This is a genomic window from Thermodesulfatator atlanticus DSM 21156, assembly GCF_000421585.1.
Lineage (GTDB): Bacteria > Desulfobacterota > Thermodesulfobacteria > Thermodesulfobacteriales > Thermodesulfatatoraceae > Thermodesulfatator > Thermodesulfatator atlanticus.
Genome location: NZ_ATXH01000002.1, coordinates 20,491 through 47,388, shown reverse-complemented (window position 1 = coordinate 47,388; position 26,898 = coordinate 20,491). Strand labels below are relative to the sequence as shown.

Here is a 26,898-nt window from a genome sequence, read left to right as displayed (position 1 = left end):
GCTCTTAAGGGAGGGAAGGGATGGCCAAAATTAAACGTGCGCTTATAAGTGTTACAGATAAAACAGGCGTTGCTGATTTTGCCAAAGCCTTACACGAAATGGGCGTGGAAATAATCTCAACAGGCGGCACCGCAAGAGTTATTCGCGAGGCCGGTGTTCCGGTAACAGACGTTTCTGAAGTCACAGGTTTTCCAGAAATGCTTGATGGCAGGGTAAAAACACTTCATCCCAAAATCCATGGTGGCATTCTTGCCATTCGCTCAAACGAAGAACACATGCGCCAGCTAAAAGAACAGGGCATAGAACCAATTGATATGGTAGTAGTAAACCTCTATGCCTTTGAAAAGACTGTAGCGCAGGGAGCAGATCTTGACACCGCCATTGAAAATATCGACATAGGCGGTCCAACTCTTTTGCGCGCCTCAGCGAAAAATTTCCGCGATGTGACAGTTATCGTTGATCCCTCAGATTACGCACGGGTACTTGCGGAAATGAAAGAAAACGGCGGGGAAACCACCCTTAAGACACGTTTTGAGCTGGCGCGCAAGGTCTTTGAAACCACCAGCCAATATGATACCGCTATTGCCAACTACTTGAAAAGTATTGATCCATCTTCTCTTTCTTAAATGATTTGTGTTTCTCTTATAGGGAAAACTTTAAAAGAGGCCGCCTCTTCACTTGAAGAAGCTCAAGAGGCGGCTGATATGGTTGAAATACGCCTTGATGCCCTTCTTGACCCTGCCGTAATGCCTTTTCTTGAAAAAGCTAAAAAACCCCTTCTTTTCACCTTTCGCGCCCAAGAAGAAGGGGGTTTTAAAGAAGTTTCTCTGCAAGAAAGGCTATCTCTTTTAAAAGAGGCTGCTACAGCAAGTGTTTATGCTGTTGATCTTGAACTCTCTGCAGGCGATACAGCTATTCGGGAGCTAAAGGCATGTTGCCAGAAAACCAAGCTTGTTTTATCTTTCCATGACTTTCGCGGCACCCCTTCCCTTGATGAACTAAAAAAAATCGCTTCACGTATGCAAGAAAAAGGCGCTGATATTGGCAAGATTGTAACCTTTGCCTACGAGAGCGAAGAGGCCCTTATCCCGCTAAATCTAATACCTTGGGCCAAAAAAGAACTCGGGCTTGATTTGATTGCCTTTGCCATGGGGGAGGCTGGTAAGTTTTCACGGCTTGTTTGTTTGCTTCTTGGTTCTCCCTGGAGTTACGCGGCCTTGAAGGTTGACCAAAAAGCCGCTCCTGGGCAGATTGATGCGCAAACTATGCGTAAATTTTTGGACTTTTTGTAGGCTATCGTCTGCTTTCTACTAAAGCCCTTGAGGATTTTCTTGAGAAGGATCAGAGCTTTCTGGAAAGTTGTTTTTAACAAATATTTTTTTCTCAAAAAATGAAAGCCTTTCTTCTACTCTTTCAGCAAGCATTTCTGCTCCTTCAATGCCCAAAAGGCGTTCGTAATATATTGCTGCCCTTTCTGCCATGTAATTTATTTCTTCTTTGGCTATGTGAGAGGGGATACCCATTTGGCTACCTGCCTTGATCAGGTCGTCAGGGGTTATGTCTTTGGTTTTATCGTTGATGGGCATGGTATGTTCCGCCATACCCCATAGGTTGCCAACCAGGTCGTAAGCTGGTGAGAGCCTGATAGTTCTTCCGTTCCATAGAAAAGAAAAGTTTTTTAGGTGGTCGTCGGTGTTTACGATGAACCAGTTAAGTACCATTTGTTTGAAAAAGCTATAAACATCACGCTTGGGGTAACTTGAGATATTTTTGATCAAATGCGCTGCTTTTTCGTAGCCTTCGTCAAACATTTCAAGGCCACCCATCATGGTGCTTAGTGAAATTACCATTTGTCGTCCGAGGTAAGGCAACTTAAGCGAAGTTATATCAAACCGTTTTACTGCTATAGAAAAAATGTTTCCGGTTTTTACCAACCAAAAAAGAGGAACTTCCAAGCCGATGTCTCTGGCAAAAGAAAGCCCTTCTACTTCTACCCTGGCCACTACGGTGGGGTTAGGGTCGTTGTTAGCAGGAAATTTGACCAGCCAGGGACGATTTTGAAAATCAACCAGAGTAGTCTTAGGTTTAGCTCCGCCGATATTGACTTCTGAAATGCCGAGAAAATCAAGGGCTTGTTCAATTATCTTAACGTCAAAGGAGCTAACTTTTTCAAGGCTCTTTTTAAGTGCCTGGAAGTTTACCCAGGTCGGTCTGGGTGGCCTTTTGTCCTCAGGATCAGAATATAAAATGGCCCCAATCCTTGAGGAATCCCCAAAGCCAAGGGCCATGTGGCGGCATTTGCCAAAATTAAAATTGTATTTCTTAGAAAGAACCTTAAGCCCCCAGGTGTCAGGTATGGTATCATCAAAAACCAAAAGGGGTTTTTCTATTTCTTGGGTTTTTATTTCTTCGGGAGTATAGGGAAGATTGATGGGGTCGATGATAAACCCATAAGATGTGTAACGAAAGGCGATTCCCTCTGGTGTTACACGAAGTTCCCCCACTGGATGAGGGGTCCCTTTAGTATCAACCAGCCAGACTTTTAATCTTCTTTCCTGAAACAAAACTAAGCTCCTTTTAATCAAGACCTATGCAAAATTGCCGAGATCGATTGCAAGCGCAAAGATCCAAAGTTTTGCAAAGGTCTTTTAAGTAATTAAACTTTCTAATCTACAAATTTAAAAGCCTTTTTAGGCAGCAAAACAAAAGGAATCAGCAAAAGAGTTATCAACCCAGAGACAAAAAGAGGCCAACCGTAGCCGAACTTCTCCCCTAGAGGCCCGAAGATCAGGGCACCGGTAAAACTCCCAAGCATAATGGCAAAGGTTATCAGTCCGCTGTTTCCACCGATACGTTCAACCTTAAAAAGCTTGGCAATCCCAACATAGGAAAGAACCATAATGGTGCCGTCGCCAAAGCCATGTATCAACCTGAAAAAGAGACTAACAGGAAGATTTTCTATAACCATTCCCATATGGCCTATCCCCGAACAAAAAAGCCCCAAAGCAGCGATAAAGTAAGGACTAACCCCACGGTGAAGTAGATTTCCCATGAGATAGGAAGCAATACCAACCGTAGCAAATTCACTTGCCATGTAAAAACCCATGCCTGAAAGCGAAAGGCCTAAGTTTTCCCTCAAAAAAAGGCCATAGCTGGTGAACTCTGCTCCCCAGTGCAGATAGAAAAGATAAAGCCAAAGAGCAAAGAAAAGGACCCGTGGTTTCCAGAAATCAAACCAGTATCTTTTTAGCCCAAACTTAACCGGAACATTTTTAGGGAGCAAAAAACGATAAAAAATCAGTATTAAGTAAAGCCCACTTACTAGTTTTAAGGTGAAGACAAAATCAAATCTGCCTAAAAGGAGCCCACCAACAACTCCACCCAGGGTGAAACCAGCCATGCGCAGGGCGTTAAAAATGCCATATATTTTGCCTACGCCTTGCGGAAAAGTTTTAAACAATAAAGCGTCGAGGCTTACCCGAAACAGATTTTGCCCGAGGCCATAGGCCAAGTAAGCGCCCAAAAATATGGGAAAAAGAGAGGTTTCGCTTTTAATAAAAAGGGAAGTCCCCATAAGAAAAAGGGCAAGAGCTATTAAGTCTCTGGCAAAAAAGCGGTCACTTGCAAGGCCTGAGGGAAAGGAAGCCACTATCGAAGTAATACTCAGCACCGCGTAAAGAACACCTATTTGCTGGCCTGAAAATCCTATTTGTTTCAGATAAACCGGCATGAAAAAAGCCGTAGTAGAAAGGGCAAAGGCCCCAGCCGCAGAAAGCGAACAAAGCAAATAAAGGGTATGTGACGCAGGGTTTTTCACAAAGGAAAGATTTAACGGATCATATTTAAAAACATATTTTAAAACAAGCAAGAAGGGGCGAGGGAAGCCTCGCCCCTTCTTTAGACGCTAGGCTGAAATGCCAAGTTCTTTTTCTTTTTCAGCTACAAGGAGAATGGTCTTAATGATGGTATCAGGGGTGATACTCATAGAATCAATGCCGCATTCTACCAAGAAAGCTGCAAAATCGGGGAAGTCACTAGGCGCCTGGCCACAAATACCAACCTTTCTCTTGGCGGCCTTAGCTTCTTTAATCACGTGCTCAATAAGCTTTTTCACCGCGGGGTTTCTCTCATCATAGATATGAGACACAAGCTCAGAGTCACGGTCAAGTCCAAGGGTCAGCTGGGTGAGGTCGTTTGAGCCAATGGAAAATCCATCAAATACTTTGGCAAATTCGTCTGCAAGGATCACGTTACTTGGAATTTCACACATTACGTAAATTTCAAGTCCGTTTTCTCCTTGCTTAAGGCCGTACTTTTCCATTACCTGGATGACCTTTTTACCTTCATCTACCGTGCGGCAGAAGGGTACCATGACCTTTACGTTAGTAAGCCCCATTTCGTTGCGTACCTTTTTAAGGGCTTTGCATTCAAGGGCAAAGGCGGGCTCAAAGCGTGGGTCGTAGTAACGTGAGGCCCCACGCCAACCAAGCATGGGGTTGTGTTCAACTGGTTCATAGAGGTAGCCGCCCACGAGGTTGGCATATTCGTTACTCTTGAAGTCCGAAAGGCGCACGATAACATCTTTGGGATAAAAGGCCGCAGCGATCATAGCGATTCCCTGGGCGAGTTTGTCACTGTAAAAATCAGCCTTGTTTTCGTACATTGCCGTTTTTTCGTCGATGATTTTTATAACTTTGCGGATCTTTCGGTCTTTCTTGGCTTTTTCTTTTAATTCTTCGTAGTTAAGGAGCGCTAGGGGATGAATTGCTATGTGGGAGCCAATGATAAATTCTAAACGAGCAAGGCCTACGCCGTCGTTAGGTAACTGGCACTGGACAAAGGCCTTCTCAGGGATACCAACATTCATCATGATTTTGGTGCGTGTGCGCGGAACTTTGGTAAGGTCAATGCGTTCTACTTCAAAGGGAATAAGCCCTTCATAAACGTAGCCATCTTCTCCTTGAGAACAATCTACGGTTACCTCCATCCCTGTGCTAATAACTTCGGTGGCATTGTTGGTTCCAACCACACAGGGGATTCCAAGCTCACGGGAAACAATGGCCGCGTGGCAGGTACGGCCTCCGCGGTTCGTGACAATAGCAGAGGCAATTTTCATGATGGGTTCCCAGTCCGGGTCGGTCATGTCAGTGACAAGGACTTCCCCAGGCTGAAAATCTTGGATCTGAGAGACACTTTCTATGACGCGGGCCTTACCCTGGCCAATTTTGCTACCAACCGCCTTCCCAACTGCAAGGACTTTGCCTTCTCCTTTTAGTTTATAAATTTCGTAGAATTGTTCTTTTTTGGTGCCGTGAACGGTTTCGGGACGGGCCTGGACGATGAAAAGCTCCCCTGTGCCTATCTCTTTGCCATCACCGTCTTTGGCCCATTCAATATCCATGGGGCGTTCGTAGTGTTCTTCAATAATAACGGCCCACTCGGCAAGCTTAAGGATTTCGTCATCAGTAAGACAATATTTTTGCCGCAATTCCTTAGGAGTCTTTTTGTTTTTTACGGGGCAGCGCTTACTTGAACCATAGACCATCATGAGTTCTTTGGTGCCTAGCTTTTTAGAGAGAATGGGGCGGAAGCCTTTTTTCAGGGTAGTTTTGAAAACGTAAAATTCATCAGGGTTTACGGCCCCTTGGACTACATTTTCACCAAGCCCCCAGGCTCCGGTAATGTAAACAACGTCTCTGAAGCCTGATTCAGTATCAAGGGTAAACATAACCCCTGAAGATGCCGCGTCACTTCGGACCATCTTTTGAATAGCAACCGAGAGATAGACGTTAAAGTGGTCAAAGCCTTTGTCCTGACGATACGAGATGGCACGATCAGTGAAAAGCGAAGCAAAGCATTTCTTGGTGTATTCGATTACGTTTTCTGCTCCGCGGACGTTCAAAAAGGTCTCTTGCTGACCGGCAAAAGATGCGTCAGGTAGGTCTTCAGCAGTGGCAGAAGAACGCACTGCAACGTCAACATCGGGATAATATTTTTCCTCAAGCTGGTGATAGGCTTCTTTAATCGCTTGTGCAAGTTTTTCAGGCATTTGAGCCTTAAGAATCATATCCCTTACTTTTTTGCCCCGACGCTGAAGGTCTTTGATATTGTGGGTGTCAAGGCCTTCAAGGGCTTCACGAATTTTGTCATCAAGGTGGTTTTCTTTGATAAAATAGCGATAAGCAGCTGCGGTTACCGCAAAGCCATCGGGTATGTTTACCCCTTTGGGAGTAAGGCTTCTGAACATCTCACCCAGGGAAGCATTTTTTCCGCCTACCAAGGGTACGTCTTTAATGGAAATTTCGTTGAACCACATGATAAGAGGCTCATTACTCATAAAGGATTTCCTCCTCTTGATTTAAATATTTTTGGTTCTTTTTTTATATCGGTTCTCAGCAAGATATAATAACATTTAATTGAGAAATTTGGTTATGTTTTTATTCATCCTGCTTGATTTTTTATCAAGTTTACAAAAAAGGTGTCAAGTAAATAGATGAATTCTTTTCCAAGAATAATGATTTAAAAAATTTTTTTATACCTTTGCAAAACACAAATTCCTTGCGGGGCTTGCAAAACTGATTCTGGCAATTTTGTAAAGGTCTCTTTTTGCTGGAAGATTTGAAATCAATCTTCCAATAAAAGTTTGGCGTAGGGGAAGGGCTCAAGGGTGCGGTGCAAAACCCCCTGAAGAAAAGATATGGCTACGCCGTAGTTGGTGATGGGGACCCCGTGCTTGGTAGCCCGGTATATGCGGCTTAGCATTTCCCTGCGGTTGAGCACGCATCCCGCACAGTGGATAACGAGTTTGTATTCTTCGAGGTTCTCGGGATAGGCCCTTCCTGCGCATACGTCTATATTTAGATTCCCGCCAACGTATTGTCTTAACCAGCGGGGAATCTTTACCCGGCCGATGTCATCGGCAATAGGATGATGGGAACAGGCCTCTGCTATCAGGACTCTGTCTCCAGAACGCAGCCTCTCAATGGCCCTGACTCCTTTTACCAGGGCCGGGAGATCTCCTTTAAAACGGGCCATCACAATGGAAAATGTTGTTACTTTAATTGGCGCAGGGGTGTCGGCCACGACCTTTAGCACGCACTGGGAATCGCAAATAACAAGTTTAGGCGGTCTATTTAGGCGATTTATAGCATCGCGTAGCTCGCGCTCTTTTACCACCATACAATAGGCATCGTGGTCTAAAACGTCTCTTATGGTTTGCACCTGAGGCAAAATAAGCCTTCCCTTGGGGGCTTCTAAGTCAATGGGCACCACCAGGATGGCAAGCTCCCCTGCCGGCAAAAGATCTCCTACCAGGGCAGGGGGTTCAAACCATTCGGCCGGAGCGTTCTCAAGTAAAAGTTCTTTTAAGGCTTCGATATGGGTGCCTTTAGCCGCCGAAACACAAACATGGGGAATTTTTTCTCTCTTGAGAGAGGCTACTATCTCTTCTGAGACCTCAAGGGCGTCTATCTTGTTTAAAACCACTACGAAAGGAATCTTTTTTTGCCTTAGGATGTCTTTAATCCTTGCTTCAAATTCTCCCCATTGATTGGCCTCTGTTACCAGGATGGCAAGATCTGTGCGGTTAAACACCTCAAGGGTCTTCTTAATGCGCATACTTCCCAAGGCCCCTATGTCGTCAATCCCTGCGGTGTCTATGAACACCACCGGCCCAAGTGGTAAAAGCTCCATGGTTTTTTCCACGGGGTCGGTGGTGGTGCCGGGGGTGTCGGAAACAATGGCCACAGGCTGGCTGGTAAGGGCATTCATAAGGGAAGACTTGCCCACGTTCCTTCGGCCGAAAATGCCGATATGTAGTCTTAAGCCCTTGGGGGTATCCTGCATTGTAAGGTTCCTCCTTTGTCTGTGCTTATGCTTAGCCCGCAAGCTCTTATCAGCTTTTGGGCCTTCTTTAGGGTCAGGCAGACCTTTTGGTCATATATCTGGTAATTTTGGCGAAGGTCTTCCGGGGTAAAATTGGGCATGAGCACGTTGGCCCCGGCCCTTAAAGCCATCTTCTGGGCTTTGTCTCCTCCGAGGGTGGCAAGGGCCGTGGTGGCTGGAAGATGAATCCATTTGCACACAAGGCGCGTTACCGCAAGAGTCCTCAAGCTAAGCTCGACGTCTCCTGGAGGGTGGTTGGCCAAGGGGGTGTCTGCCTGGGGGACAAAGGGCCCGATGCCTGCCATATCGGCCTTTATCTCTCCCATAAAGAGCACATCCTCAGCAAGGTCTTCCAGGGTTTGGCCTGGAAGACCTATGATGTTTCCCACACCTATCTCAAAACCGATTTCTTTTAAGAAAAAGATATGCTTGAGCCTTTCCTCAAGGCTCTGGCCGGGGTGAAGCCTTTGGTAAAGCAAGGGGTTTAAAGTTTCGTGTTTCATCAGGTAGCGGTCAGCGCCTGCCTTGCGCCAGAGCTCGTAGTCGGAAAAATCGCGCTGCCCAACCGAAAGGGTAATGGCCACCTCAGCGTGTTCTTTTATCTGGGTGATGATATTGGCAATGTCTTTGGCCCTGTAACCAGGGTCTTCTCCTGACTGAAGCACTATGGTTTTTACTCCAAGACGAGAAATCTCAAGGGCAAGAGAGACAACGGCCTCTGGTGGCATGCGGTAACGTGAAATCTTTTTGTTTTCTTCTCTTAGACCGCAATAGAGGCAACTATTTACGCAATAGTTTGAAAATTCAATAATTCCCCGTATGTGAACCGCCTTTCCTGCGTATTTTTCTCGTATGAGGTCTGCCCTGCCTAACAAGTCCTTGAGAGGGGTCTTTTTGAGCAGTTCTGCTATTTTTTTCTTGTTCATCTTGCTATTATCTCAAAAACGATAACACAATCTCTGGTTAAATAAATTTATTTTCAAAAAATTTTGGACTTTTTTAAAGGCCTTGACAAAAATTTTCTTTTTTATATAGTGTCACGAAATATAAATAAATAACATCAAACTCAATCAAACAAGAAGGATAGTAACAAAAATTTCGGGCTAGGGGCTTTTAATGGGTGTGCAGAAAATTGCTACTTTTTCTCCTTCGGAGAAGACCTTTACCGGTGGGGGGACGTTTCTTCCAGGAGAGGTAAAAGGAATCATCAGGATTAACCCCAATAAGTGCGTTGGCTGTGATACCTGTAGACATCACTGCCCAGCAGGAGCCATAAAGGGCTCTCTTGGTGTTACCCATCATATCGAAGAGGATCTTTGCCTATCCTGTGGGCAGTGTCTGGTCAATTGTCCCTTCGGGGCCATTGAGCAGATGAGCTTCTTAGATGAGGTTTTAAAGCACCTTAAAGACCCTGATTACACGGTAGTGGCTATTATTGCCCCTGCGGTGCGGGTGGCCCTGGCTGAAGAATTCGGAGCCCCTCCAGGCACCCTTACCGTGCATCGCATGCATGCTGCCTTCAAAAAGGCCGGGTTCAGGATTTACGAAAATAACCTTGCCGCAGACCAGACCATCATGGAAGAAGGATACGAATTCATTGCCAAAGTAAGATACTGGCTCCTTGGGGATGAAACGCCCGAGGTAGAAAAATTTGCCAATCACCCCCTGCCACATTTTACTAGCTGTTGCCCGGCCTGGATAAGGTATGCCGAGCTTTATTGGCCTGACATCTTACCCCATATCTCAGGGGCTAAGTCTCCCCAACAAATGGCAGGGGCTACCGTTAAAACCTGGGTGGCCCTTGATATCTGGAATATTGACCCCAGGAAGATTTATACCGTAGGTATTATGCCCTGCACGGCCAAGATTTATGAGGCAAGCAGGCCGGAGTTTAAGAGCGCTTTTCTCTGGCTTAAAGAAAAAGGCTACCTCCCAGAAGACACCCCAGCCTTTCCGGACGTAGATGCCGTGCTCACCACCCGGGATGCAGCGGCGCTTTTCAAACGCTTAGGGATCAACCCCCTTGATATCTCCCCGGAAAAAGAATCGGAACTAACCGAGGTATATACCGGTGGGGCCACTATCTTTGGTAATAGCGGTGGCGTAACCGAGGCCGCCATAAGGACTGCTTACTGTGTTCTCTCGGGCCAGGAACCCGCTTCCTGGAATATCGAAGCGGTAAGAGGTCATACCACAGGCGTGAGAACCGCCAAACTTGCCATCCCCTTAAAGCCTCTGGGAGGAAAAAAGGCGAATTTCCATATTTGTGTGGTAAACGGTATTAAAAACCACCTTGAGCCCATCCTCGAAGAAGTTGTCACTGGCAAGAGCCCCTACCACTTCATAGAAGTGATGAATTGTCCCGGGGGATGCATAAACGGAGGGGGGCAGCCGGTTAATCCCATGGGGACCTCCTGGATAGATCCGCTGCTTCCGCTTCCCTTAAAAGCCTAAAAAAAACTTAGGAGGGTTGCCATGTGTGTGCGTCCGGGAATAAAGGCCCCAGACTTTCGCGCCCAGGCTTACCTTAAGGGCGAGGTAAAAGAAGTAAAGCTAGAAGATTACCAGGGGAAATGGCTTGTTTTGTGTTTTTACCCCGGTGATTTTTCACCTGTATGTGCCACAGAGATTGCCTCTTTAGCGTATATATATCCTGAGCTTCAGGAACTTGGGGCAGAACTTTTGGCAATAAGCGTTGATAGCATTTTTACCCACAAGGTCTGGTATGAGGTTGAACTCGCTAAGATGCTTTCAGGAGAGATTCCTTTTCCGCTGGCATGGGACAAAGGTGCCCAGATATCCCAGCTATACGGTGTCTTCCACCCGGAACTTGGCCTTAGCATGCGTGGCCGGTTCATTATTGATCCTGATGGGTTTATCCAGGCCACCGAAATGCTAAACACCCCGGTGGGACGCCATGTTTCCGAACTCCTGCGTTTGGTAGAAGCCTTTAAATACGTCCGTGAGCACCCTGGTGAAGTCTGCCCTGCAGGGTGGATGCCGGGTGACCCTACCCTAAAGGCCTTCCCAGCACTTGCCGGCAAAGTCTGGGACGTCTGGAAACCACAAAAGGCTTAGGAGGAAGGTATGTCTGAAAAACTTCCCTTTCAATACGAAGAAAAGCCCGCTTCTTTGCTAATTAGCAGGAGAACTTTTTTGAAAATTACGGGGATTCTTACAAGCGTTTTGGCCATTGGGGCCTATACAGTTACCGATTTTGTCAAAAAAAGAAACAAATATATTAAGATGCGTCAGAAAGGTCTTTATAAAGATGACCTAAGATGCCAGAGGAATAATTTACCTGCCTCGCACCTAAATCCTACCGTAGAAAAGTTTTACAGAGATTTTGCTGAACATCCGTTAAGTGAAACAGCTCATCATCTCCTTCATACACACCACTATTATGTTCGTGGAAAACTAAATATGAAAGGAGAAAGACATGGATAAAGTACTGAAATTTTCTGTCACAGAAAAAATATTCCATAACGTTAATGCCGTAAGCTGGTACGTCTTAGCTATTACTGGAATTATTGTTTATTTTAATTTAGCTGGTTCTGAAACAAAAAACTTTCTTATGCAAATACATATCTGGGCAGGTGTAGTTTTTACTTTTAACTTTCTTGCTTTTATTTTTCTCGCGCCTCATCGCTTTTATATCTTAATGAAAAATCTCTTGGAGTGGGATAAAGATACCTTTGCCTGGTTTAAAAACTTGGGCGGTTATCCCAGAAGATTTTTTAAAATTAATATTGGTCCAGAAGAAGTTGCTCCACAAGGAAAATTTAATGCCGGCCAAAAGCTTACTTATCTTTTCTTTATCTTTATGATTATAGCGCTAATTGTTACTGGATGGTTTTTATATTTTGCCAAACACTCCATGGGCAAAGGACTTTTCTTAATGTTTTTTTACCTTCATGTTTGGGGTTCAATTATTACTACTTTAATAGCAACTTTTGGGCATATTCCACTTTCAATAGCTAATAAAGAAGACCTTTTGGCGATGTGGAGGATTGGCCCTGGAACAGTATCTCTAAAATGGGCTAAACATCATAATCCTAAGTGGTTTCAAAATGACGTAATAATGAGACCTTTGCAAAATTGTCGAGATCAGTATTGCAAGCACAACTGCAAGGGATCCGTTCCCATTTTTCGGAACGAAAAATAGGAACGGATCCTTGAACGGGCCTTAAGAAAAGATGTTTTGCAAAGGTCTCATAAAGATAAACGGAAAATAGATAAGAGGGGAGGTATAAAATGTTACAAGTAAAGCTGGACGATAATATTATTCAAGTAAAGCCTGGAACAACAGTTCAGGAACTATTAGATAAACATAACAAAACGTTTTGGTTGCCATTTGAAATCCCTCAAATGAAATATATTCCTAATCCTAAGTGTGCACTCGTAAATATCGTAGAAATAAACGGACAAATTGTTCCAGCGCCTATGCTTAAGGCTTTGCTAGTAAGAAGCAATATGGAAATAAAAACAAAATCACCTCTTATAGAAGAAAAACTAAAAGAAAGACTTGACCTTTTGAAAAACAACGAATGCTATCTAATCAAAAAAATGCAGGAAATGATAGCCGTTGAAGCGGAAAATGCCGGTTTTATCAAATACGAAGAAAGAGCAAAATGGCAGTTTGAGCCCTGGTATTCCCTCCCTGCTTTCTGGCACAACCCCAATACCTGTATCAGGTGCGAAAGCTGTGTGGTGACCTGTCGGGACACCCAGGGAGTCGCAGCCCTTTCTTTTGATCCTGAAAAAGGGGTGCTACTTGCTGATGAAGCCCGCTGTACGAGATGCGGCCAGTGCATTCATGCCTGCCCCATGGGCAAGGAAGCCGGGGTTACCACGGTGTTTAAAAAACACTTTGGCTGCGAGCCCTGCCCTTACGCAAGGCCTTATGCTTCTATCCGCGAAATTGACGACACAGAAAAAGTTTTAGAGGCCTTGCAGGACAAAGACAAATTCGTGGTGGTTCAGTTTGCGCCAGCGCTCAGGGCAAGTATCGGAGAAGAGTTTGGTATGCCCCCTGGGACCCTGGTCACAGGAAAACTTTATGCGGCGCTTAGACGGGTTGGCTTTGACCGTATTTGGGACACCAACTTTGCCGCTGACCTTACCATTATGGAAGAGGGCACAGAATTTATCGTAAGATTAATCAAAGCAGGCCTACTTGACCGCCAGTTTTTACCCTTTGAGATTGAGGCCGAGATCTTAGGCGAGGTTGAGACCGCTTTGCCCCAGTTTACTTCTTGTAGCCCTGGCTGGGTAAAATTCCTGGAAACATTTTATCCTGATCTTATCCCTCATGTTTCTTCTGCCAAGTCCCCTCAACAGATGTTTGGGGCCATGGCCAAGACCTATGCTGCGGAGCGTTTGGGAATCGACCCGCGCAATATGGTGGTAGTATCCCTTATGCCTTGTACCGCCAAAAAATATGAATCAAAACGCGAGGAAATGACAGATGCCTTCCGTTACTGGCTTTCTCAAGGGAAAGTCAAGGAAGACGAAAAATTCTACGACGTGGACTATGTTTTGACCACCAGAGAAACCGCCCGTTTGTTAAAGATGTGCCATATTGACCTTAAGGACATGCCAGAGGAAGGCCCTGATCCCCTGCTAGGTCAGTATACCGGTGCTGCTACTATCTTTGGGCGCACTGGTGGGGTGATGGAGGCTGCCCTGCGCACGGTTTACGAAATAGTCACAGGCAAGACCCTTCCCAAGCTAGAATTCGAAGAACTCGGGACATTAAACGGTGTAAAGACCGCAAGTCTGAAGATAAATGGCAAGAAACTTAGAGTGGCCGTGGTCCACGGACTGGCAAACGCCCGTCGGGTTTGCGAAGACGTGAAAAAAGGCGGAGAATTTTCTGAATACGCCTTTATCGAGTTCATGGCCTGCCCAGGAGGTTGTATTGGTGGTGGCGGACAGCCTATCCCTACCAACTTAGAGACCATCAAGGCCAGAATAGCTGCGCTAAATACCGATGACCAACAGCATGAAATCAGAAAATCACACGAAAACCCCGAAATAAAGCAGGCTTATACCGAATTTTTGAAGCACCCCCTGAGTCATGTTGCCCATGAACTGCTACACACTCATTACATCAACCGTGCCAAGGATCTTAAAGACCCGCGCCCGTTAAATGTCCCTCAGCAGGAACAAACAGAAACTCGTGATTTTCTGCACAGCTAATGGGCCAGTGTTTTACAAAAATCTCGTTTGGAGGGTTAGGACATGTTAACCGCGGGAGAAAAGGCCTGGCGGGAAAAAAGGCTCAAGGAGATCCTCAAGTGGGAGGAAAACTCCCCTTACGAAAATTTTATTGATCCAGCAAAAATCTGGGAGATCCTTGAGCGCAAGAAAAACCCTGACAGGCAGGAAATACTGGACATCATGGCCAAGGCACGGGATAATGCTTCTTCAGGGGCTATGCTTGCCCCTGAAGAGGTTGCTGCCCTGGCTAATCTTAAAGACCCAGAGCTCTGGGAAGAGATATTTGAAACGGCCTTCTGGATCAAAAACAAGGTTTACGGCAACCGAATTGTGCTTTTCTCACCACTTTATATCTCCAGTCTTTGCGTTAACAATTGTGTTTATTGTGGTTTTCGCGAAAGTAACGAATTCGTGGAAAAGAAAAAGCTTTCCCTGGAACAACTTGATGAAGAAATACGTGTGCTAACAGAGATGGGGCAAAAAAGGCTTATTGTGGTTTATGGGGAACACCCTGAAAGTGACGTGGCCTTTATGTGCCAGACCATCGAACGCATCTATAGCCAGAAGTTCGGAAACGGAGAGATAAGAAGAGTAAACGTAAACGCCCCGCCTCTTTTCAAGGAGGAATACGAAGAAATAAAAAAAGTAGGCATAGGGACCTATCAGGTCTTTCAGGAGACGTATCATCCCGATACTTATCGACGTTTGCACCCCAAAGGAACCCTTAAAGGGCCTTTTCGCTGGCGGCTATTTGCCTTACATCGTGCTCAGGAGGCCGGGATAGATGACGTGGCTCTCGGGGTCTTGTTTGGGCTTTACGACTGGCGTTATGAGCTTCTAGGCCTTTTATCCCACGCCCAGGCCCTAGAAAAAGAATTTGGTGTTGGCCCTCACACTATTTCTTACCCCCGGCTTGAGCCTGCGGTGAACACGCCTTTTAGTGTTCATTCGCGCTTTCGCGTAAGTGACGAAGATTTTAAAAAGCTGGTGGCTATTATAAGGCTGATGTGTCCTTATACAGGCTCCATCCTCACTGCCCGAGAACCCGCGCCCTTGCGGCAGGAGCTTATTAGAAAGGGCGGGGTTTCCCAGATGGATGCGGGCAGTCAGATCGCCGTTGGGGGGTATGCCACCTTAAAACGAGAAAATATCCCTGACAAACAGCAATTTATCATCCAGGATACCCGAAGTATCGAAGAATTTATTTTTGATCTCTGCAAAGAGGGGTATTTACCCTCTTTTTGCACGGCATGTTATCGCGAAGGGCGCACAGGCGAGAACTTCATGCCCCTTGCCAAACACGCTACGGTAAAACACTTCTGCATTGCCAACGGGATCCTTACTTTTCAGGAATACCTGCTGGATTATGCCTCACCTCAACTAAGAGAAATAGGCGAAAAAGAGATTATCCCGCGCTATCTTTCATGGCTTGAGGAAAACCTGGCTCCTGCTGCCAAAAGGGTAAGGGAACTACTTGCCAAACAAAAAGAAGGTCGCCGGGATTGTCACCTGTAATGGCCGCTTTCCCCAAAAGTTTTCTACAGGAACTGGCCCATAAAGCATGTGAGCGTTATTCCTTAAAAAGGGTCTATTTCGCCGAAGTTTTGGGCAAAAGAAGGCATTTTTTGACAGGAGCAGGCCAGGAATCCTTTTTACCTTCAAAAAGCGCGGCTCTTAAAGGCAATTTAGTGGTCTTCTGGCAAGGGGAGCTTCCGTGTGCTGAAGAAGAGTTTTTAAACTTTCTGAAAGAAGAGATGAACCAGGGTTTGTGCCGTGAAAAATAGCCGCATTGAGCATGATCTTTTGGGTGAAAGGGAAGTGCCTTCTCAGGCCTATTGGGGGATCCATACCCTTAGGGCCCTTGAGAACTTTCCTCTTTCTCCTTATCGGGTGCACCCTGAGCTGATAACAGCCCTTGCCATGGTTAAGAAGGCCTGTGCCAAGGCCAATCTTGAGCTTGGCTATCTTCCGGAAAAAATAGGGCAAAGCATTATAGCCGCCTGTGACGAGCTCATGGCCGGGGAGCTTGCCGATGAAATCGTAGTGGATGCCCTTCAGGGTGGTGCCGGAACATCCACCAACATGAACATAAACGAGGTGATAGCCAACCGGGCCAACGAGCTTTTAGGCGGGAAAAAAGGAGATTATCATCTGGTGCATCCCCTGCACCATGTAAATCTTCATCAATCCACCAATGATGTTTATCCCACCGCCATCAAAGTCGCAGCCACACGGCTTTTAAGGGAACTTGAAGCCAGTTTGGCCAAGCTCCAGGCTGCTTTTCAAGAAAAGGAAAAAGAATTTGCTTCCATAAGAAAGATCGGGCGCACCCAATTGCAGGATGCCGTGCCCATTACCCTGGGGGTTGAGTTTTCGGCCTACGCCGAGGCCCTGGCACGGGATAGGTGGCGGGTATTTAAGTGTGAGGAACGCCTAAGGGTAGTTAACCTGGGAGGCACTGCGGTAGGAACAGGGATCGGGGCACCCAGGAAATATATCTTTCTCGTGGTGGAAAAGCTTCGCGAGATTACTTCTCTGGGCTTAGCCAGGGCTGAAAACATGGTAGATGCTACCCAGAACCACGACGCCTTCGTGGAGGTATCCGGCATCCTAAAGGCCCACGCGGTAAATCTCTTTAAAATCGCCTCTGATCTTCGTCTGCTTTCTTCAGGTCCTGTGACCGGACTTAGAGAAATCAGGCTCCCTGAAAGGCAGGCCGGCTCTTCCATCATGCCTGGCAAGGTCAATCCTGTGATTTGTGAAGCGGTGACCCAGGTGGCCATCAAAGTCATGGCGAATGACTTTATTATTACCCAGGTCTGCCAGCACGGAGAGCTTGAGCTAAATGCTTTTTTACCTCTGCTAGGTCATGCCTTGCTTGAGAGCCTTTCCCTTCTCATAAAAGCCAATCAGGTATTTAGAGAAAAGTGTGTAGAAGGTATTTCAGCCAATCAAGAAGTTTGCCAGGGTTATTTTAACCGCAGCTGGGGGGCGGTTACCGCGCTGGTGCCTTTTATCGGTTACGAAGCAGCCACCGAGGTAGCTCAATTAGTGCAAAGCACGGGCAAAAGCGTGCGGGAAATAGTGCTTGAAAAGGGGCTCCTTGACGAAGAAACCCTTGACTGGCTCCTTTCTCCTGAAGCCTTAACGGCGCTTGGATATCGAGATTAGCAATTGTTTTAGTAGAGACCTTTAAGGCCCCTTCAGGATCCGTTCCTATCTTTCGTTCCGAAAAATGGGAACGGATCCCTTGCGGTTGTACTAGCAATACTGATCCCAATGATTTTGCAAAGGTCTCTAATAGTGTTATTTTTTGTAATTTCGCAAAGATTTTCGTTATAATCTTAGATTTGATGAATCAAAAAGAAGCTCTCCCTTGGGGAATTCTCGACGAGAAAGATTGGCTCATATTAAAAGACCTTTACGCCACTGCTCCTGACTGTGCCAAGTTTCTTTCAAGAAGACTCCGCCTTGACCTTGGAGACACCATGGAAAGGCTTCGTAAGCTCGAAGCCCTGGGTTTTCTTGAAAGGGTAGGGGGAAGGTTTCTTAAGAAAAAGGGGCTTAAAAAACCCAAGCACATGAACCATACCTATTACGAACTCTCAAGGCCCTGCCGCCTGTATTTAAGGAAGATACTTTTTGAAGGGCAATAAAAAAGGGGGCGCAAAGCCCCCCTTTTTCTGATCAGGATTTTAATTTTTACCGGAAACAACCTCTTTCAATGGCGTGATACATAACCTTAAAAATATCTATGTTATCTCTATAATCACCATCATAGCGAGCTTTCAGCGCGACCGAGCAAACTCCCTTGGCATAGATAGGGATGAGACTATTGGTGTGATGATGCCAGCCTTCACAACCAACACCCCAGCACTGGTTTTTGATGACATCGTCACCGGTTACATCGCCTACAGGTTGAAGGTGACCGGTTTCGTGATCTGCAGTAACAATAACAAGGGTATTGTCCCAATTGCTGCCGTTAGTGGGATCATTTACCCAGTCGATGACGGCTTTTACCGCATTATCGAAGTCAATCATTTCTTCAAGCAAGCGGGTCATATTGTTGGCGTGTCCGGCCCAGTCAATAGCTCCTCCTTCAATCATCACGAAAAAGCCATCTTCATCTTGTTCCAGCACATGCAGAGTAGCCTTGGTCATAGTTTCAAGAGAAGGAACCGAAGAGATGAAGGCCTGGCCGCCTACTTTCCAGTCATCTTCAGGGTTTCCGTCGTCAATATTACGGGAGAACTGAAGGGTATCGGCTACACGGGCCAAACCAAAGACACGTTTCGGCATAGGCCCACCATGAAAGAGTCCGTCTCCGTCGGCCAGGTCTTCAAAATCAGCCTTTTCATCTACAAAGACTCTGCCTCTAAAACCGTTTACGACTTTTTCATACAGGGTTTCGCCGTCCTGGTCATCAATATAGGGGCCTTTGTTACGGGAGAAGTAATAGTAATTGGGCTCCTCACGAAGATTGCCATTATCGTCATAATACGGATGTCCCGCGCCCATGATCACGTCTAAATTTGAAAAGATCATCTGTCTTGCAATTTCACCGTAGTTTTTACGATACTGAGTTTTGGCGATAAAAGCAGCTGGTGTTGCATGGGAAAAAGGAACGCTGGTAACTACACCGGTAGCCATGCCTTTGGCTTCGGCAAAATCTACGACAGTAGGGTAGTATTTAACGGTATAGGGTTCATCAGCGGGATAGCCTTCAGGTTTAGCTACAACATTTAAAGCGTATTTTACGGTTTTGTGTCCTGAGGCCAGGGCACTACCTGCAGCGGCAGAATCTGTAGCACCTTCATCAACATAAGCAGGAACAGGCTGGATTTGCCAGGGCGTATAGCCTCCGAGGGTGGGATCATAGGAACCAAGTTCTGACGGATCATCCCAATACTCACCAGAAAGCCCGCCTTCACCGGTGGAGTTGCGCATAAAAGTTGTCATGTAGCCGAAATTAGGCAAGCTTTCCATATTGGTCTTTGAAACATTTAAGTATTTGCGCAGGGCATCAACATGCCAATAGCCCATGCCATCGCCAATGAGCAAAATTACATACTTTGCCTTTTTGGCCTGGGGTTTATGATAGGCAAATCTGTGGGCTGCTTTAGCATCAAGCCCGTAAACTAGTACCAAACAAACGACAAACAACAGTAAGAAACGTAACCTTTTAATCATTTTCCCCCTCCTATTTTTTTATTTTTAGGCCCTTTTGGTCCTGAGGCCTAAGTAGCCGAGAAAACTTAAAGCAAGACCAACTAACATTACGGTGGACGGCTCAGGGACAGGATTAGGTGAATTTACCGGGGCTGAAAAATCAATGCGATATGAAATGGTATCTCCTGTGGTTCCATCCCAATAAGCCAAAGGTTGATTGCTTTGTGGGGCAAATTGTTGATCGTAAGGAGAGTCAGGAAAAATTTCGTTATCAAAAATATCATAGGGATCATAGTCATAAGAGGAAATACCAAGGTAATAAATTCCTGCGGGAAGATTAGCATCATAAATACGGGAGGTTAAATCTGTAGTAGTATCATCATTTGCCCATACTCCGTATCCGTTAACATCGAAAAGGAAAAGCTGGGTATCAAAATCTGGTTGATTCACTGGGTCGGGATTAACAGTAGTTATTTCGAGAGCACCGCCATTCCAAGAGAAAACGAAAAGATCCGCACTGTTTTGCTCTACGGTACCAAAAATCTGGGTAGTCGCGTTGATAACTTCGTGGGCTGTATCAAGTGTTTCACCGGCATCACCTACTTCAGTAAAAGAAACCGCATAACCCTTACCAATACCTAATAAAAGCCAAACAACTAAACCCAAGACAATCTTTCTCATAGTCCCCCTCCTAAATTTTGTTTTGGATGGATTATCCCTGGAGAAAGTTACAAAGGTTTTACTGAGCCTTTAATTTTTGGTGACCGATCTTTGCTCGGGAAGGGGGTTGTTTTTGTCTGTAACGCTTGCAAGTAAAAATTACCGGGGGAAAGCTATAATTTGGCTTGTCCAAAATTTATGTTATTACTTCATCAAAACTTGATTTGTCTATCAAGAAATTTGCAAAAAAATTTTTGAGATGCCTACTGCTTTGACCGACAGTAAAGAAGAGTTTACAAAATCAAAATGGAGGCCCCTTTTCATGCTCTTTAAAAATGTTTGTAAAATTTTAATCTTGGGATTTTTAGTTTTATTGTTTTTTGGGCAAAGCTTATCCGTTAATGCCGCTCAAGTTAGGTGGGCCACCCATAGTTTTACCAATCTTGCTCATCGCGGGACTTATCCTGAAAGTATTAAACGCCTTGGATACCAAAAGATTCAAGTTGATCTGTCTCCTATTGTTGGGAGCAACGTATTGAGGGCGACACTTTTCGTAAATATTAATCCATATTGGTACGTTCGCTTTCAAAAAACTCAGGAACGTAAATTCTGTCTGGTAACAGAAGAGAATCCAGAAAACTGTTTGCCACCTAAGCCACCACGTTTCCAATCTTTTGATGTCACCCAGGCAGTAAAAGATGCTGTTTCTGCCGGAAAAACAAGCATAATCTTTCTTCTCAAAACTGCTCCAGCTCACGATTTTGGAAACCCGCCCTTTTATAAAGACGAAGAAGGAAATACGCTCATACATCTCGATGTTACCTGTGATAGACCGCTTCCTGAAAACCATGCCTATGTCTCACAGCCTTTGGGGCTATCGGCCTACGCAAAAGATGGAGATACCATGCTTGTGTGGCGGGACCCCGACCCCATTATCAATAGTAACGACATTACTATCGAGGAATACAAAAATTTCCTGAAAAAGGCCAATAATCCCCATGAGATTCGTTTTCGTATATACCGTAGCGAACAACCTATTACTCCTGAGACCATTGCTCAGGCTAAACTGATTGACGAGATAGATCCTTTTAGTATCTGGGATGAGGAATTTTACGGAGCTCTTTGGACAAACGCCTCTTTCAACAATAAACCTGTCCCAAGACTTCCTGTTAAAGACGGGGTTCTTGCTGATTACGACCAGGGGATTTACGTGTTCCGTAATGAAACCACAGGCCAGTTTTATTATGCAGTGGTAAAGGCCATCGATGGCCAGGAAGACTTTTCTCAAATAGTTCCCGGAGAAAATTCTCTTAAAGAGCCTGTCAAAGAATCCCCCGGGTCTGGGCTGGTACTTTTACGTTTAAAAGAGATTCGTGATAAGTTTTACTATGTAGATGGTCCTATTGAGATGAATTTTTTTGTGCGCTGGGAAGCCCCTCCTTATTCCAATAAACCAAGTGCCCCTTACAACTATTTAGTGGCAAGGTCTCTTAATCCCAAACACCAACCTCCAGGCGATATTCATTCTGTAGATATTGGTCTGCACTGCTGGGGTGGTTCTCTTCTTTCAGGTTATCTCTGGTGGTACGAAGCAGAAAAAGGTTCTCTCTTGGTCACCACTAACCAAAGGCCTTATGATTGGTGGACAGCCTATAGCACTGCTTATGGTACCTATCTCAATTATACGGACACCACTGTCGAAAATTATAACCAAAGGCGCATTCTTTCATTTGTTAACGACTTTGTAGCCAAACACTGGCAGATAGATCCCGAACGTATAATTCTATCTGGCCGCTCTATGGGTGGCTCAGGGGCTGTGATGTGGGGGGTGCGTGCTGGAAATTACTTTGCCTATGTTAAAGCTGGTGTGGGAATTTACATTCCCAAAGAGAGTCCAGGTTTTACCAATAGTTTTTATAAGGTTTTTGGCTATCCTTCCTGGAACATACCATACGATGACACTGGACTTGATGCATATACTTATTGGGATACTGAACGGTGGCTCTATCAAAACGTCACAAAGGAAACTCCTTTTATCGTTTTTGCCAATGGTCGAAATGACAACGCTATTGGTTGGCCACAGGCTTGGAAAGTTGTAAAGGCTATGATAGCCACCAAGCGGCCATTTGTTTTTCGCTGGGATATGAGCGGACATGGTTGTCGAGCACATTTCCCAGGAGGAGGGGACCGTACGCCGACTATCTTGATACGCAAGGATCAAAGTCTTCCTGCTTTTACTAACTGTTCTCTTGATACACCTCTGGGGGAAACCCCTGAAGAAGCTCCAGAAAAGGGCCAGATCAATTATTATCTTCTCTGGAAAACAAACGATCTTGTGGACGAACAATCAAGCTGGGAAATCACGGTTTACCTTTCTCAAAAAGCTCCTAAAGATTCCTGTACGGTAGACATAACCCCGAGACGCTTACAGCGGTTTAGTGTTAAGAAGGGTCGTACTTATCACTGGCGTAATATTGATCTAAAAAGCAATACCGTTATTCAGGAGGGAAAAGTTTTTCCTGATGAATACGGACTTTTGACCCTTCCAGGTGTAATAGTTAAAAAGACTGCCAACAGGATTTTGATTTCCGAAAACAATTTCTCTTTGGTCCTAAATCCCTTGGAAATCGATGAACCTTTGGTTGTTGGACGCTCGGCAACTTTGGCAATTAAAGCAACAGGAGGAATCAAACCTTACTATTTTGCCTTGACCAATGGCTCCTTACCTCCGGGACTTTTTTTCGATGAAAAAACAGGAGAAATAGCTGGAACCCCACAAAAAGAAGGCTCTTATATTTTTGAAATAACTATTAGTGATAGTTCAGGACAAACAGTTCGAAAAAACTATATCCTTACCGTTCATCCTGAAAGATTGCCGATACCCACCACAGAAGACGAAGAAGTCTCTGAGGCGCAAAAAATTGTTGTTTCTCCTGAAGAGGCTGAAGCCCTACCTTCTATTGTGGCAAGTGCACCTCCCTATAGCACCATTTTACTTGAAGATGGCTATTACAAGTTAAATAAAACGATTTGGATCCGCAAAGAGGGGATAACAATTAGATCTTTTTCGGGAAATCGAGAAAAAGTGATACTTGATGGTGATTTCAAGGTAGGGGAAATTATAGGTATTTTAGCACCTAAGGCAACCATAGCTGATTTAACAATCAAACGCGCTAAATATCATGCTATTCACTTGGGTGGAAACGGACATTACGTAAAATTACTGAATCTCCACCTTCTGGATTGTGGTGAACAACTAGTCAAGATCAATCCTAGTGCTCAAGGCGACATGAACGACTATGGAATCCTTGCTAACTCCCTTTTAGAATATACTGATGAAGGACGTATCAATATTCGTGATCCTTTTGGCAACGGTGCTTGCTATACCAACGGGATTGACGCCTTAAAAGCCAGAGGTTGGCGTGTGGTTAATAATGAGTTCAAAAACATATATTGTTTGCCTGGCCGAAGTCTTCCTCAGGCAATACTTTTTTGGCAAGGTTCCCGGGACACTATTATCGAAAACAACAAAATTATAAATTGTCCGGTAGGGATACAGTTAGGTCTTGGTAGCAATCGCCTGCGTAATTACCCAGATTTAAATTATTTTGCCCCTCACATTGGGGGAGTAGTGCGCAATAACTTTATATTTGCTGATATCAACCATTTGTTTGATACCGGTATCGGCCTTTGGGGTGCCAAGGACGTAAAAGTTTTAAACAACACCATATTTACGCCCGATCATGATTCCTTTGCTAGCATTGATCTCCGTTACCAGGATACCCAAGCTTTTTTGGCCAACAATCTGCTTTATAAGCCGGTAACCTATCGTGGAGGAAGCGCAGAGGAAAGAAAAACGGTATTAGCCCAAGCGGAATGGTTCAGGGATCCTGAGGCTGGAGACCTTCATCTTGCTTACGAAGTTCCTGAGCTGGTAGATCAAGGAATTTCTCTCGGAGACGATCTGGTTTACGACATAGATGGCATAGCCCGTCAGGGATTGCCTGATGTGGGAGCAGATGAGTGGCAACCCCTTCTTTGTGCACCAGGGAATTTAAATGCTTGCTTTTCTCCTGATGAGTGTGCAAACGCTGGCGGCTTTTGGTACGAGGAGGAGTGTCACGAAACACCGCCTAAAGTTTTAGCAGATTTGGTGGTAAAACGCGTTGTTACTCCCCGATACTGGCGCCATGAAAGACGTGTGAAAGTTACCGTATTGATAGAAAATGTCGGCTCTGCCAATGTCCAGAAACCTTTTGCCGTGGAGCTTTATTTTGGAGAGGACTTGATTGCCAAAAAATTAGTTTCAAACGTTGCAAAAGGTAAACGCAAGCTCGTAATATTCCGAGTATTAGCTCCCGAGAGGCCACAAAGGTTTGACTTAAAAGTTATAGTCGATCGAGAAAACCTCATTTCTGAGACTGATAAAACTAATAATTCGGGGAAAAAGTCGATCATTATACGGTAAATTCCTAAGAGACCTTTGCAAAATTGTCAGGATCAGTATTGCAAACAAACCGCAGGGATCCGTTCCCATTTTTCGGAACGAAAAATAGGAACTGATCCTGAACGGGCCTTAAGAAAAGGTGTTTTGCAAAGCTCTCTCCTATTAAAATTAGTTGACGCCATCGAAGTCTTATTAGAAAATTGCAACACAATCACATTAAGCTTTGGAGGGATTTATAATGACAAGCCAAGAATTGCAAGAACTTGAAGACCTTCTAAAAAACTGGGCTCCTTCTCCTGCCAAGGAGGCCTTTCTTCGCCTGCGCAAGGCCTTAGAGGCGCTAGAAGGGGTGGAAATATCATTTAAGGCCCGGCCTGGAATTACTTATTCGCTTAGGGGTAAACACCCACAACAAAATAAACGTCCTCTTTTTGTCATGATTGATGTAATCGACGATGATCCCTCTAACCGCTGGCTTTCAGTTTGTTTTTACGATGCCTTAATTTCTGATCCCAAAGAACTTGGCAATTTTGTGCCTGGAGGTCTTTTGGGAGAGGATGCACGTTGTTTTGATCTAGAAGATTTCAAAGAAGAATTATTAGCCTATCTGGAAGAAAGACTTAGTGAGGCCTACCAGCGTGCTTCGCAGGAAGGTTCTTAATACTTAATAATAGTTGATCACAGAGCCTTTCTGAAAAATTTTTCAGGGGGGACCATGAAAAAGTTTTTGCTGATTTTTTCTTTGCTTTTGTTTTTAATCCCTTTTTTGGAAACTGCTGTCTTCGCCAAAGATAGTCCCAAAGTAGCAATTGTGATTGCTCAACACGGCTTCCGGGAAGAAGAACTCTTTGAACCCAAAAAAATACTTGAAAAACATGGCTTTCAGGTAGATGTAGTTTCTATTAAGCAGGGCAAAGCTACGGGGATGTTTGGCACAGAGATACAAGTTAGCAAAACCCTTTCAGATATTAATCCTAATAAATATCTTGCTCTTTTAATAGCTGGTGGAGTAGGGGCTCCAAAGTATCTATGGGGAAATAAAACTCTCATTTCCCTGGTTAAAGAATTTTACAAAGAGAACAAAGTGGTAGGTGCTATTTGTCTTTCTCCGGTGGTTTTGGCCCAGGCAGGTATTTTAAAAGGTAAAAAGGCTACCTGTTGGCCGGCGGAAGCGGCTATTGAGGAGCTAAAAAAATATGGTGCCATTTACGATCCACGGGGCGTGATTGTCCAGGGAAAGATTATTACGGCTAAATCTCCCGATTATGCCAAGGAATTTGCTAAAGAAATCCTAAGACTTTTGCAAAGAAGATAAATATTTTTTATTGAGCTGCTTATCTCGTCCTGCCAGTCATTGCCAGAACCTGCTGTTTTTTTCAGCAACGCTGCCTCCCTTGGAAATTTTTTTGGTATAGACTGGATAGAAAAGATTGCATTTCAATTTTTTATATACTAATTTAATAAATACTAATCGAATACTAAAAAAGCCAAGCCTTGCTATACCAGGTGTTTTCCGTATTATTTGCGAGAAAATAGTAAACGAAACTTCTCGGAAAGAGCTTCGTTAGCATTCTCTTCAGTAAAGGGTACAGGTAAGAAAAGGAGGATAATCGTGAGGGAGAAGACTTATATATGGTCACTACCTACAAGGGTTTTTCATTGGTTAATGGGTTTGGGGTTTGCTGTTGCTTATTTAACAGGTGACTTTGAAAAGTCTCATAACATACACTATACTTTTGGAGCTCTTGCTGGTTCGTTAGTATTTTTTCGTATTTTGTTTGGCATTTTCGGCCCAAGATACTCAAACTTCAAGGATTTCCCCTTAGGGCTTGCTGAACTTACCAATTTTATTAAAAACTATCTTTCTAAATCTACAGCTTATCCTGGTCATAATCCTATTGCTTCCGTTGTTATGTTACTTATCTTAGCGACAGTTTTCTTGACTTCTATCTCTGGTTTTATACTATACGTTACCGAAAGCAAAATGTATTCTTTAGGGTTTAACAAAGAATTCCTTGAAGATTTTCACGAATCACTAGCAAACTTTTCTTTATTTTTAGTTTTTATTCATTTGATAGGAGTCATTATTTATCAGATCTTTCATAAAGAATCAGGAACTTTCCAATCGATATTTACAGGATATAAAAACATTGAAGGCGAAGATGTAAGGTTAACAGGTTTTCATAAAAGCTTTATTCTTGTTTGGTTTTTATGTTCTTTTCTCCTTAGTTTATTAGCTTATAGCCTACCCCCTGTTGAGGCAGAACATGCATTTGAAAAAAATGGAGAGGTTGAAGCCATCGAAGAGCATGAAGAAGGTGGACAGGAAGATGATGATCATGGATACGAGAACGATCATCATGAGGATGATGATGAACATGAAGAACATGATAACGATTGATTTGATGCCTTTGCAAAACGCCTGGGATCCGTTCCTATTTTTCGCAGCGAAAAATGGGAACGGATCCCCTTTCGGTGAATCCTTCGCCTTCGGTTCAGGAATGCCACAATGATGC

Annotated in this window: 22 protein-coding genes; 15 read left to right on the top strand and 7 right to left on the bottom strand. The window is 44.5% G+C overall.

The genetic code is table 11. The annotated features are described in order from the left end of the window. Positions 1 to 20 precede the first annotated feature (20 nt). Positions 21 to 626: an IMP cyclohydrolase gene (locus H528_RS0101115; RefSeq protein ID WP_022852514.1), complete on the top strand. Its 606-nt coding sequence runs from the start codon at positions 21 to 23 to the stop codon at positions 624 to 626. Next, positions 627 to 1,292 carry a type I 3-dehydroquinate dehydratase gene (gene aroD, locus H528_RS0101110; RefSeq protein WP_022852513.1) on the top strand — a complete coding sequence of 222 codons (666 nt, stop codon included), beginning with the start codon at positions 627 to 629 and terminating at the stop codon, positions 1,290 to 1,292. It abuts the gene before it with no gap. An 18-nt stretch (positions 1,293 to 1,310) separates the two neighbouring features. Here aroD and H528_RS0101105 read toward each other — a convergent pair whose 3' ends face one another. The 5 genes from H528_RS0101105 to hydE all read right to left on the bottom strand — a co-directional run bounded on the left by H528_RS0101105 (position 1,311) and on the right by hydE (position 8,810). Beyond that, a complete protein-coding gene (locus tag H528_RS0101105) occupies positions 1,311 to 2,564 on the bottom strand; it encodes a type II toxin-antitoxin system HipA family toxin (protein ID WP_022852512.1) in 1,254 nt (417 codons plus the stop codon). Positions 2,565 to 2,665: 101 nt separating this feature from the next. Continuing rightward, complete coding sequence (locus H528_RS0101100; RefSeq protein ID WP_157608058.1) at positions 2,666 to 3,817, bottom strand: MFS transporter; 1,152 nt, start codon at positions 3,815 to 3,817, stop codon at positions 2,666 to 2,668. A gap of 87 nt (positions 3,818 to 3,904) precedes the next feature. After that, the gene (ppsA, locus tag H528_RS0101095; RefSeq protein ID WP_022852510.1) at positions 3,905 to 6,337 is read right to left on the bottom strand and encodes a phosphoenolpyruvate synthase; all 2,433 of its coding nucleotides are present in this window, start codon (positions 6,335 to 6,337) and stop codon (positions 3,905 to 3,907) included. Positions 6,338 to 6,624: 287 nt separating this feature from the next. Continuing rightward, positions 6,625 to 7,845: a [FeFe] hydrogenase H-cluster maturation GTPase HydF gene (hydF, locus tag H528_RS0101090; RefSeq protein ID WP_022852509.1), complete on the bottom strand. Its 1,221-nt coding sequence runs from the start codon at positions 7,843 to 7,845 to the stop codon at positions 6,625 to 6,627. Further along, complete coding sequence (gene hydE, locus H528_RS12095; RefSeq protein ID WP_022852508.1) at positions 7,821 to 8,810, bottom strand: [FeFe] hydrogenase H-cluster radical SAM maturase HydE; 990 nt, start codon at positions 8,808 to 8,810, stop codon at positions 7,821 to 7,823. Before hydE ends, hydF begins: the two co-directional genes overlap by 25 nt. A 190-nt stretch (positions 8,811 to 9,000) precedes the next feature. Between hydE and H528_RS0101080 the strand changes: the two genes are divergently transcribed. The 9 genes from H528_RS0101080 (at position 9,001) to H528_RS0101040 (ending at position 17,762) form a co-directional block, all read left to right on the top strand. After that, the gene (locus H528_RS0101080) at positions 9,001 to 10,338 is read left to right on the top strand and encodes a [Fe-Fe] hydrogenase large subunit C-terminal domain-containing protein (RefSeq protein WP_022852507.1); all 1,338 of its coding nucleotides are present in this window, start codon (positions 9,001 to 9,003) and stop codon (positions 10,336 to 10,338) included. Positions 10,339 to 10,359: 21 nt separating this feature from the next. Beyond that, a complete protein-coding gene (gene prxU, locus H528_RS0101075) occupies positions 10,360 to 10,962 on the top strand; it encodes a thioredoxin-dependent peroxiredoxin (protein WP_022852506.1) in 603 nt (200 codons plus the stop codon). A gap of 9 nt (positions 10,963 to 10,971) precedes the next feature. Next, positions 10,972 to 11,331, top strand: coding sequence for an iron hydrogenase small subunit (locus H528_RS0101070; RefSeq protein WP_022852505.1), 360 nt, complete (start codon positions 10,972 to 10,974; stop codon positions 11,329 to 11,331). Next, positions 11,324 to 12,049, top strand: coding sequence for a cytochrome b/b6 domain-containing protein (locus H528_RS12090; protein WP_022852504.1), 726 nt, complete (start codon positions 11,324 to 11,326; stop codon positions 12,047 to 12,049). Before H528_RS0101070 ends, H528_RS12090 begins: the two co-directional genes overlap by 8 nt. Positions 12,050 to 12,138: 89 nt before the next feature. Continuing rightward, positions 12,139 to 14,085 carry a [FeFe] hydrogenase, group A gene (locus H528_RS0101060; RefSeq protein ID WP_022852503.1) on the top strand — a complete coding sequence of 649 codons (1,947 nt, stop codon included), beginning with the start codon at positions 12,139 to 12,141 and terminating at the stop codon, positions 14,083 to 14,085. Between the two features lie 42 nt (positions 14,086 to 14,127). Beyond that, on the top strand, positions 14,128 to 15,621 hold the full coding sequence (hydG, locus tag H528_RS0101055) for a [FeFe] hydrogenase H-cluster radical SAM maturase HydG (RefSeq protein ID WP_022852502.1): 1,494 nt from the start codon (positions 14,128 to 14,130) through the stop codon (positions 15,619 to 15,621). Then, the gene (locus H528_RS0101050; protein WP_157608056.1) at positions 15,609 to 15,890 is read left to right on the top strand and encodes a hypothetical protein; all 282 of its coding nucleotides are present in this window, start codon (positions 15,609 to 15,611) and stop codon (positions 15,888 to 15,890) included. The genes hydG and H528_RS0101050 overlap by 13 nt, the downstream gene beginning before the upstream one ends. Continuing rightward, positions 15,880 to 17,277, top strand: coding sequence for an aspartate ammonia-lyase (locus tag H528_RS0101045; protein WP_022852500.1), 1,398 nt, complete (start codon positions 15,880 to 15,882; stop codon positions 17,275 to 17,277). The genes H528_RS0101050 and H528_RS0101045 overlap by 11 nt, the downstream gene beginning before the upstream one ends. 182 nt (positions 17,278 to 17,459) lie before the next feature. Next, the gene (locus H528_RS0101040) at positions 17,460 to 17,762 is read left to right on the top strand and encodes a DUF2250 domain-containing protein (RefSeq protein WP_022852499.1); all 303 of its coding nucleotides are present in this window, start codon (positions 17,460 to 17,462) and stop codon (positions 17,760 to 17,762) included. A 46-nt stretch (positions 17,763 to 17,808) separates the two neighbouring features. Here the strand turns inward: H528_RS0101040 and H528_RS12085 are convergent, their stop codons facing one another. Both H528_RS12085 and H528_RS0101030 read right to left on the bottom strand, forming a co-directional pair. Then, entirely contained in the window at positions 17,809 to 19,296 is a 1,488-nt protein-coding gene (locus tag H528_RS12085) for an alkaline phosphatase (RefSeq protein ID WP_022852498.1), read from the bottom strand. 24 nt (positions 19,297 to 19,320) lie between these two features. Next, positions 19,321 to 19,956, bottom strand: a complete 636-nt coding sequence (locus tag H528_RS0101030) for a DVUA0089 family protein (protein ID WP_022852497.1) — start codon at positions 19,954 to 19,956, stop codon at positions 19,321 to 19,323. Positions 19,957 to 20,257: 301 nt separating this feature from the next. Here H528_RS0101030 and H528_RS0101020 point away from each other — a divergent pair, with 301 nt between their 5' ends. The 4 genes from H528_RS0101020 (at position 20,258) to H528_RS0101005 (ending at position 26,783) form a co-directional block, all read left to right on the top strand. After that, entirely contained in the window at positions 20,258 to 24,403 is a 4,146-nt protein-coding gene (locus H528_RS0101020; RefSeq protein ID WP_022852495.1) for a CARDB domain-containing protein, read from the top strand. Between the two features lie 217 nt (positions 24,404 to 24,620). Continuing rightward, positions 24,621 to 25,043, top strand: coding sequence for a hypothetical protein (locus tag H528_RS0101015; RefSeq protein WP_022852494.1), 423 nt, complete (start codon positions 24,621 to 24,623; stop codon positions 25,041 to 25,043). A gap of 54 nt (positions 25,044 to 25,097) precedes the next feature. Next, positions 25,098 to 25,697, top strand: a complete 600-nt coding sequence (locus H528_RS0101010) for a DJ-1/PfpI/YhbO family deglycase/protease (protein ID WP_022852493.1) — start codon at positions 25,098 to 25,100, stop codon at positions 25,695 to 25,697. A gap of 297 nt (positions 25,698 to 25,994) precedes the next feature. Continuing rightward, positions 25,995 to 26,783, top strand: coding sequence for a cytochrome b/b6 domain-containing protein (locus H528_RS0101005; RefSeq protein WP_028845716.1), 789 nt, complete (start codon positions 25,995 to 25,997; stop codon positions 26,781 to 26,783). Positions 26,784 to 26,898: the final 115 nt, after the last annotated feature.

Coding starts and splice junctions, on each gene's coding strand:
- H528_RS0101115 (WP_022852514.1), top strand. CDS start 21: ATGGCCAAAATTAAACGTGCGCTTATAAGTGTTACAGATAAAACAGGC.
- aroD (WP_022852513.1), top strand. CDS start 627: ATGATTTGTGTTTCTCTTATAGGGAAAACTTTAAAAGAGGCCGCCTCT.
- ppsA (WP_022852510.1), bottom strand. CDS start 6,337: ATGAGTAATGAGCCTCTTATCATGTGGTTCAACGAAATTTCCATTAAA.
- hydF (WP_022852509.1), bottom strand. CDS start 7,845: ATGCAGGATACCCCCAAGGGCTTAAGACTACATATCGGCATTTTCGGC.
- hydE (WP_022852508.1), bottom strand. CDS start 8,810: ATGAACAAGAAAAAAATAGCAGAACTGCTCAAAAAGACCCCTCTCAAG.
- H528_RS0101080 (WP_022852507.1), top strand. CDS start 9,001: ATGGGTGTGCAGAAAATTGCTACTTTTTCTCCTTCGGAGAAGACCTTT.
- prxU (WP_022852506.1), top strand. CDS start 10,360: ATGTGTGTGCGTCCGGGAATAAAGGCCCCAGACTTTCGCGCCCAGGCT.
- H528_RS0101070 (WP_022852505.1), top strand. CDS start 10,972: ATGTCTGAAAAACTTCCCTTTCAATACGAAGAAAAGCCCGCTTCTTTG.
- H528_RS12090 (WP_022852504.1), top strand. CDS start 11,324: ATGGATAAAGTACTGAAATTTTCTGTCACAGAAAAAATATTCCATAAC.
- H528_RS0101060 (WP_022852503.1), top strand. CDS start 12,139: ATGTTACAAGTAAAGCTGGACGATAATATTATTCAAGTAAAGCCTGGA.
- hydG (WP_022852502.1), top strand. CDS start 14,128: ATGTTAACCGCGGGAGAAAAGGCCTGGCGGGAAAAAAGGCTCAAGGAG.
- H528_RS0101040 (WP_022852499.1), top strand. CDS start 17,460: ATGAATCAAAAAGAAGCTCTCCCTTGGGGAATTCTCGACGAGAAAGAT.
- H528_RS12085 (WP_022852498.1), bottom strand. CDS start 19,296: ATGATTAAAAGGTTACGTTTCTTACTGTTGTTTGTCGTTTGTTTGGTA.
- H528_RS0101030 (WP_022852497.1), bottom strand. CDS start 19,956: ATGAGAAAGATTGTCTTGGGTTTAGTTGTTTGGCTTTTATTAGGTATT.
- H528_RS0101020 (WP_022852495.1), top strand. CDS start 20,258: ATGCTCTTTAAAAATGTTTGTAAAATTTTAATCTTGGGATTTTTAGTT.
- H528_RS0101015 (WP_022852494.1), top strand. CDS start 24,621: ATGACAAGCCAAGAATTGCAAGAACTTGAAGACCTTCTAAAAAACTGG.
- H528_RS0101010 (WP_022852493.1), top strand. CDS start 25,098: ATGAAAAAGTTTTTGCTGATTTTTTCTTTGCTTTTGTTTTTAATCCCT.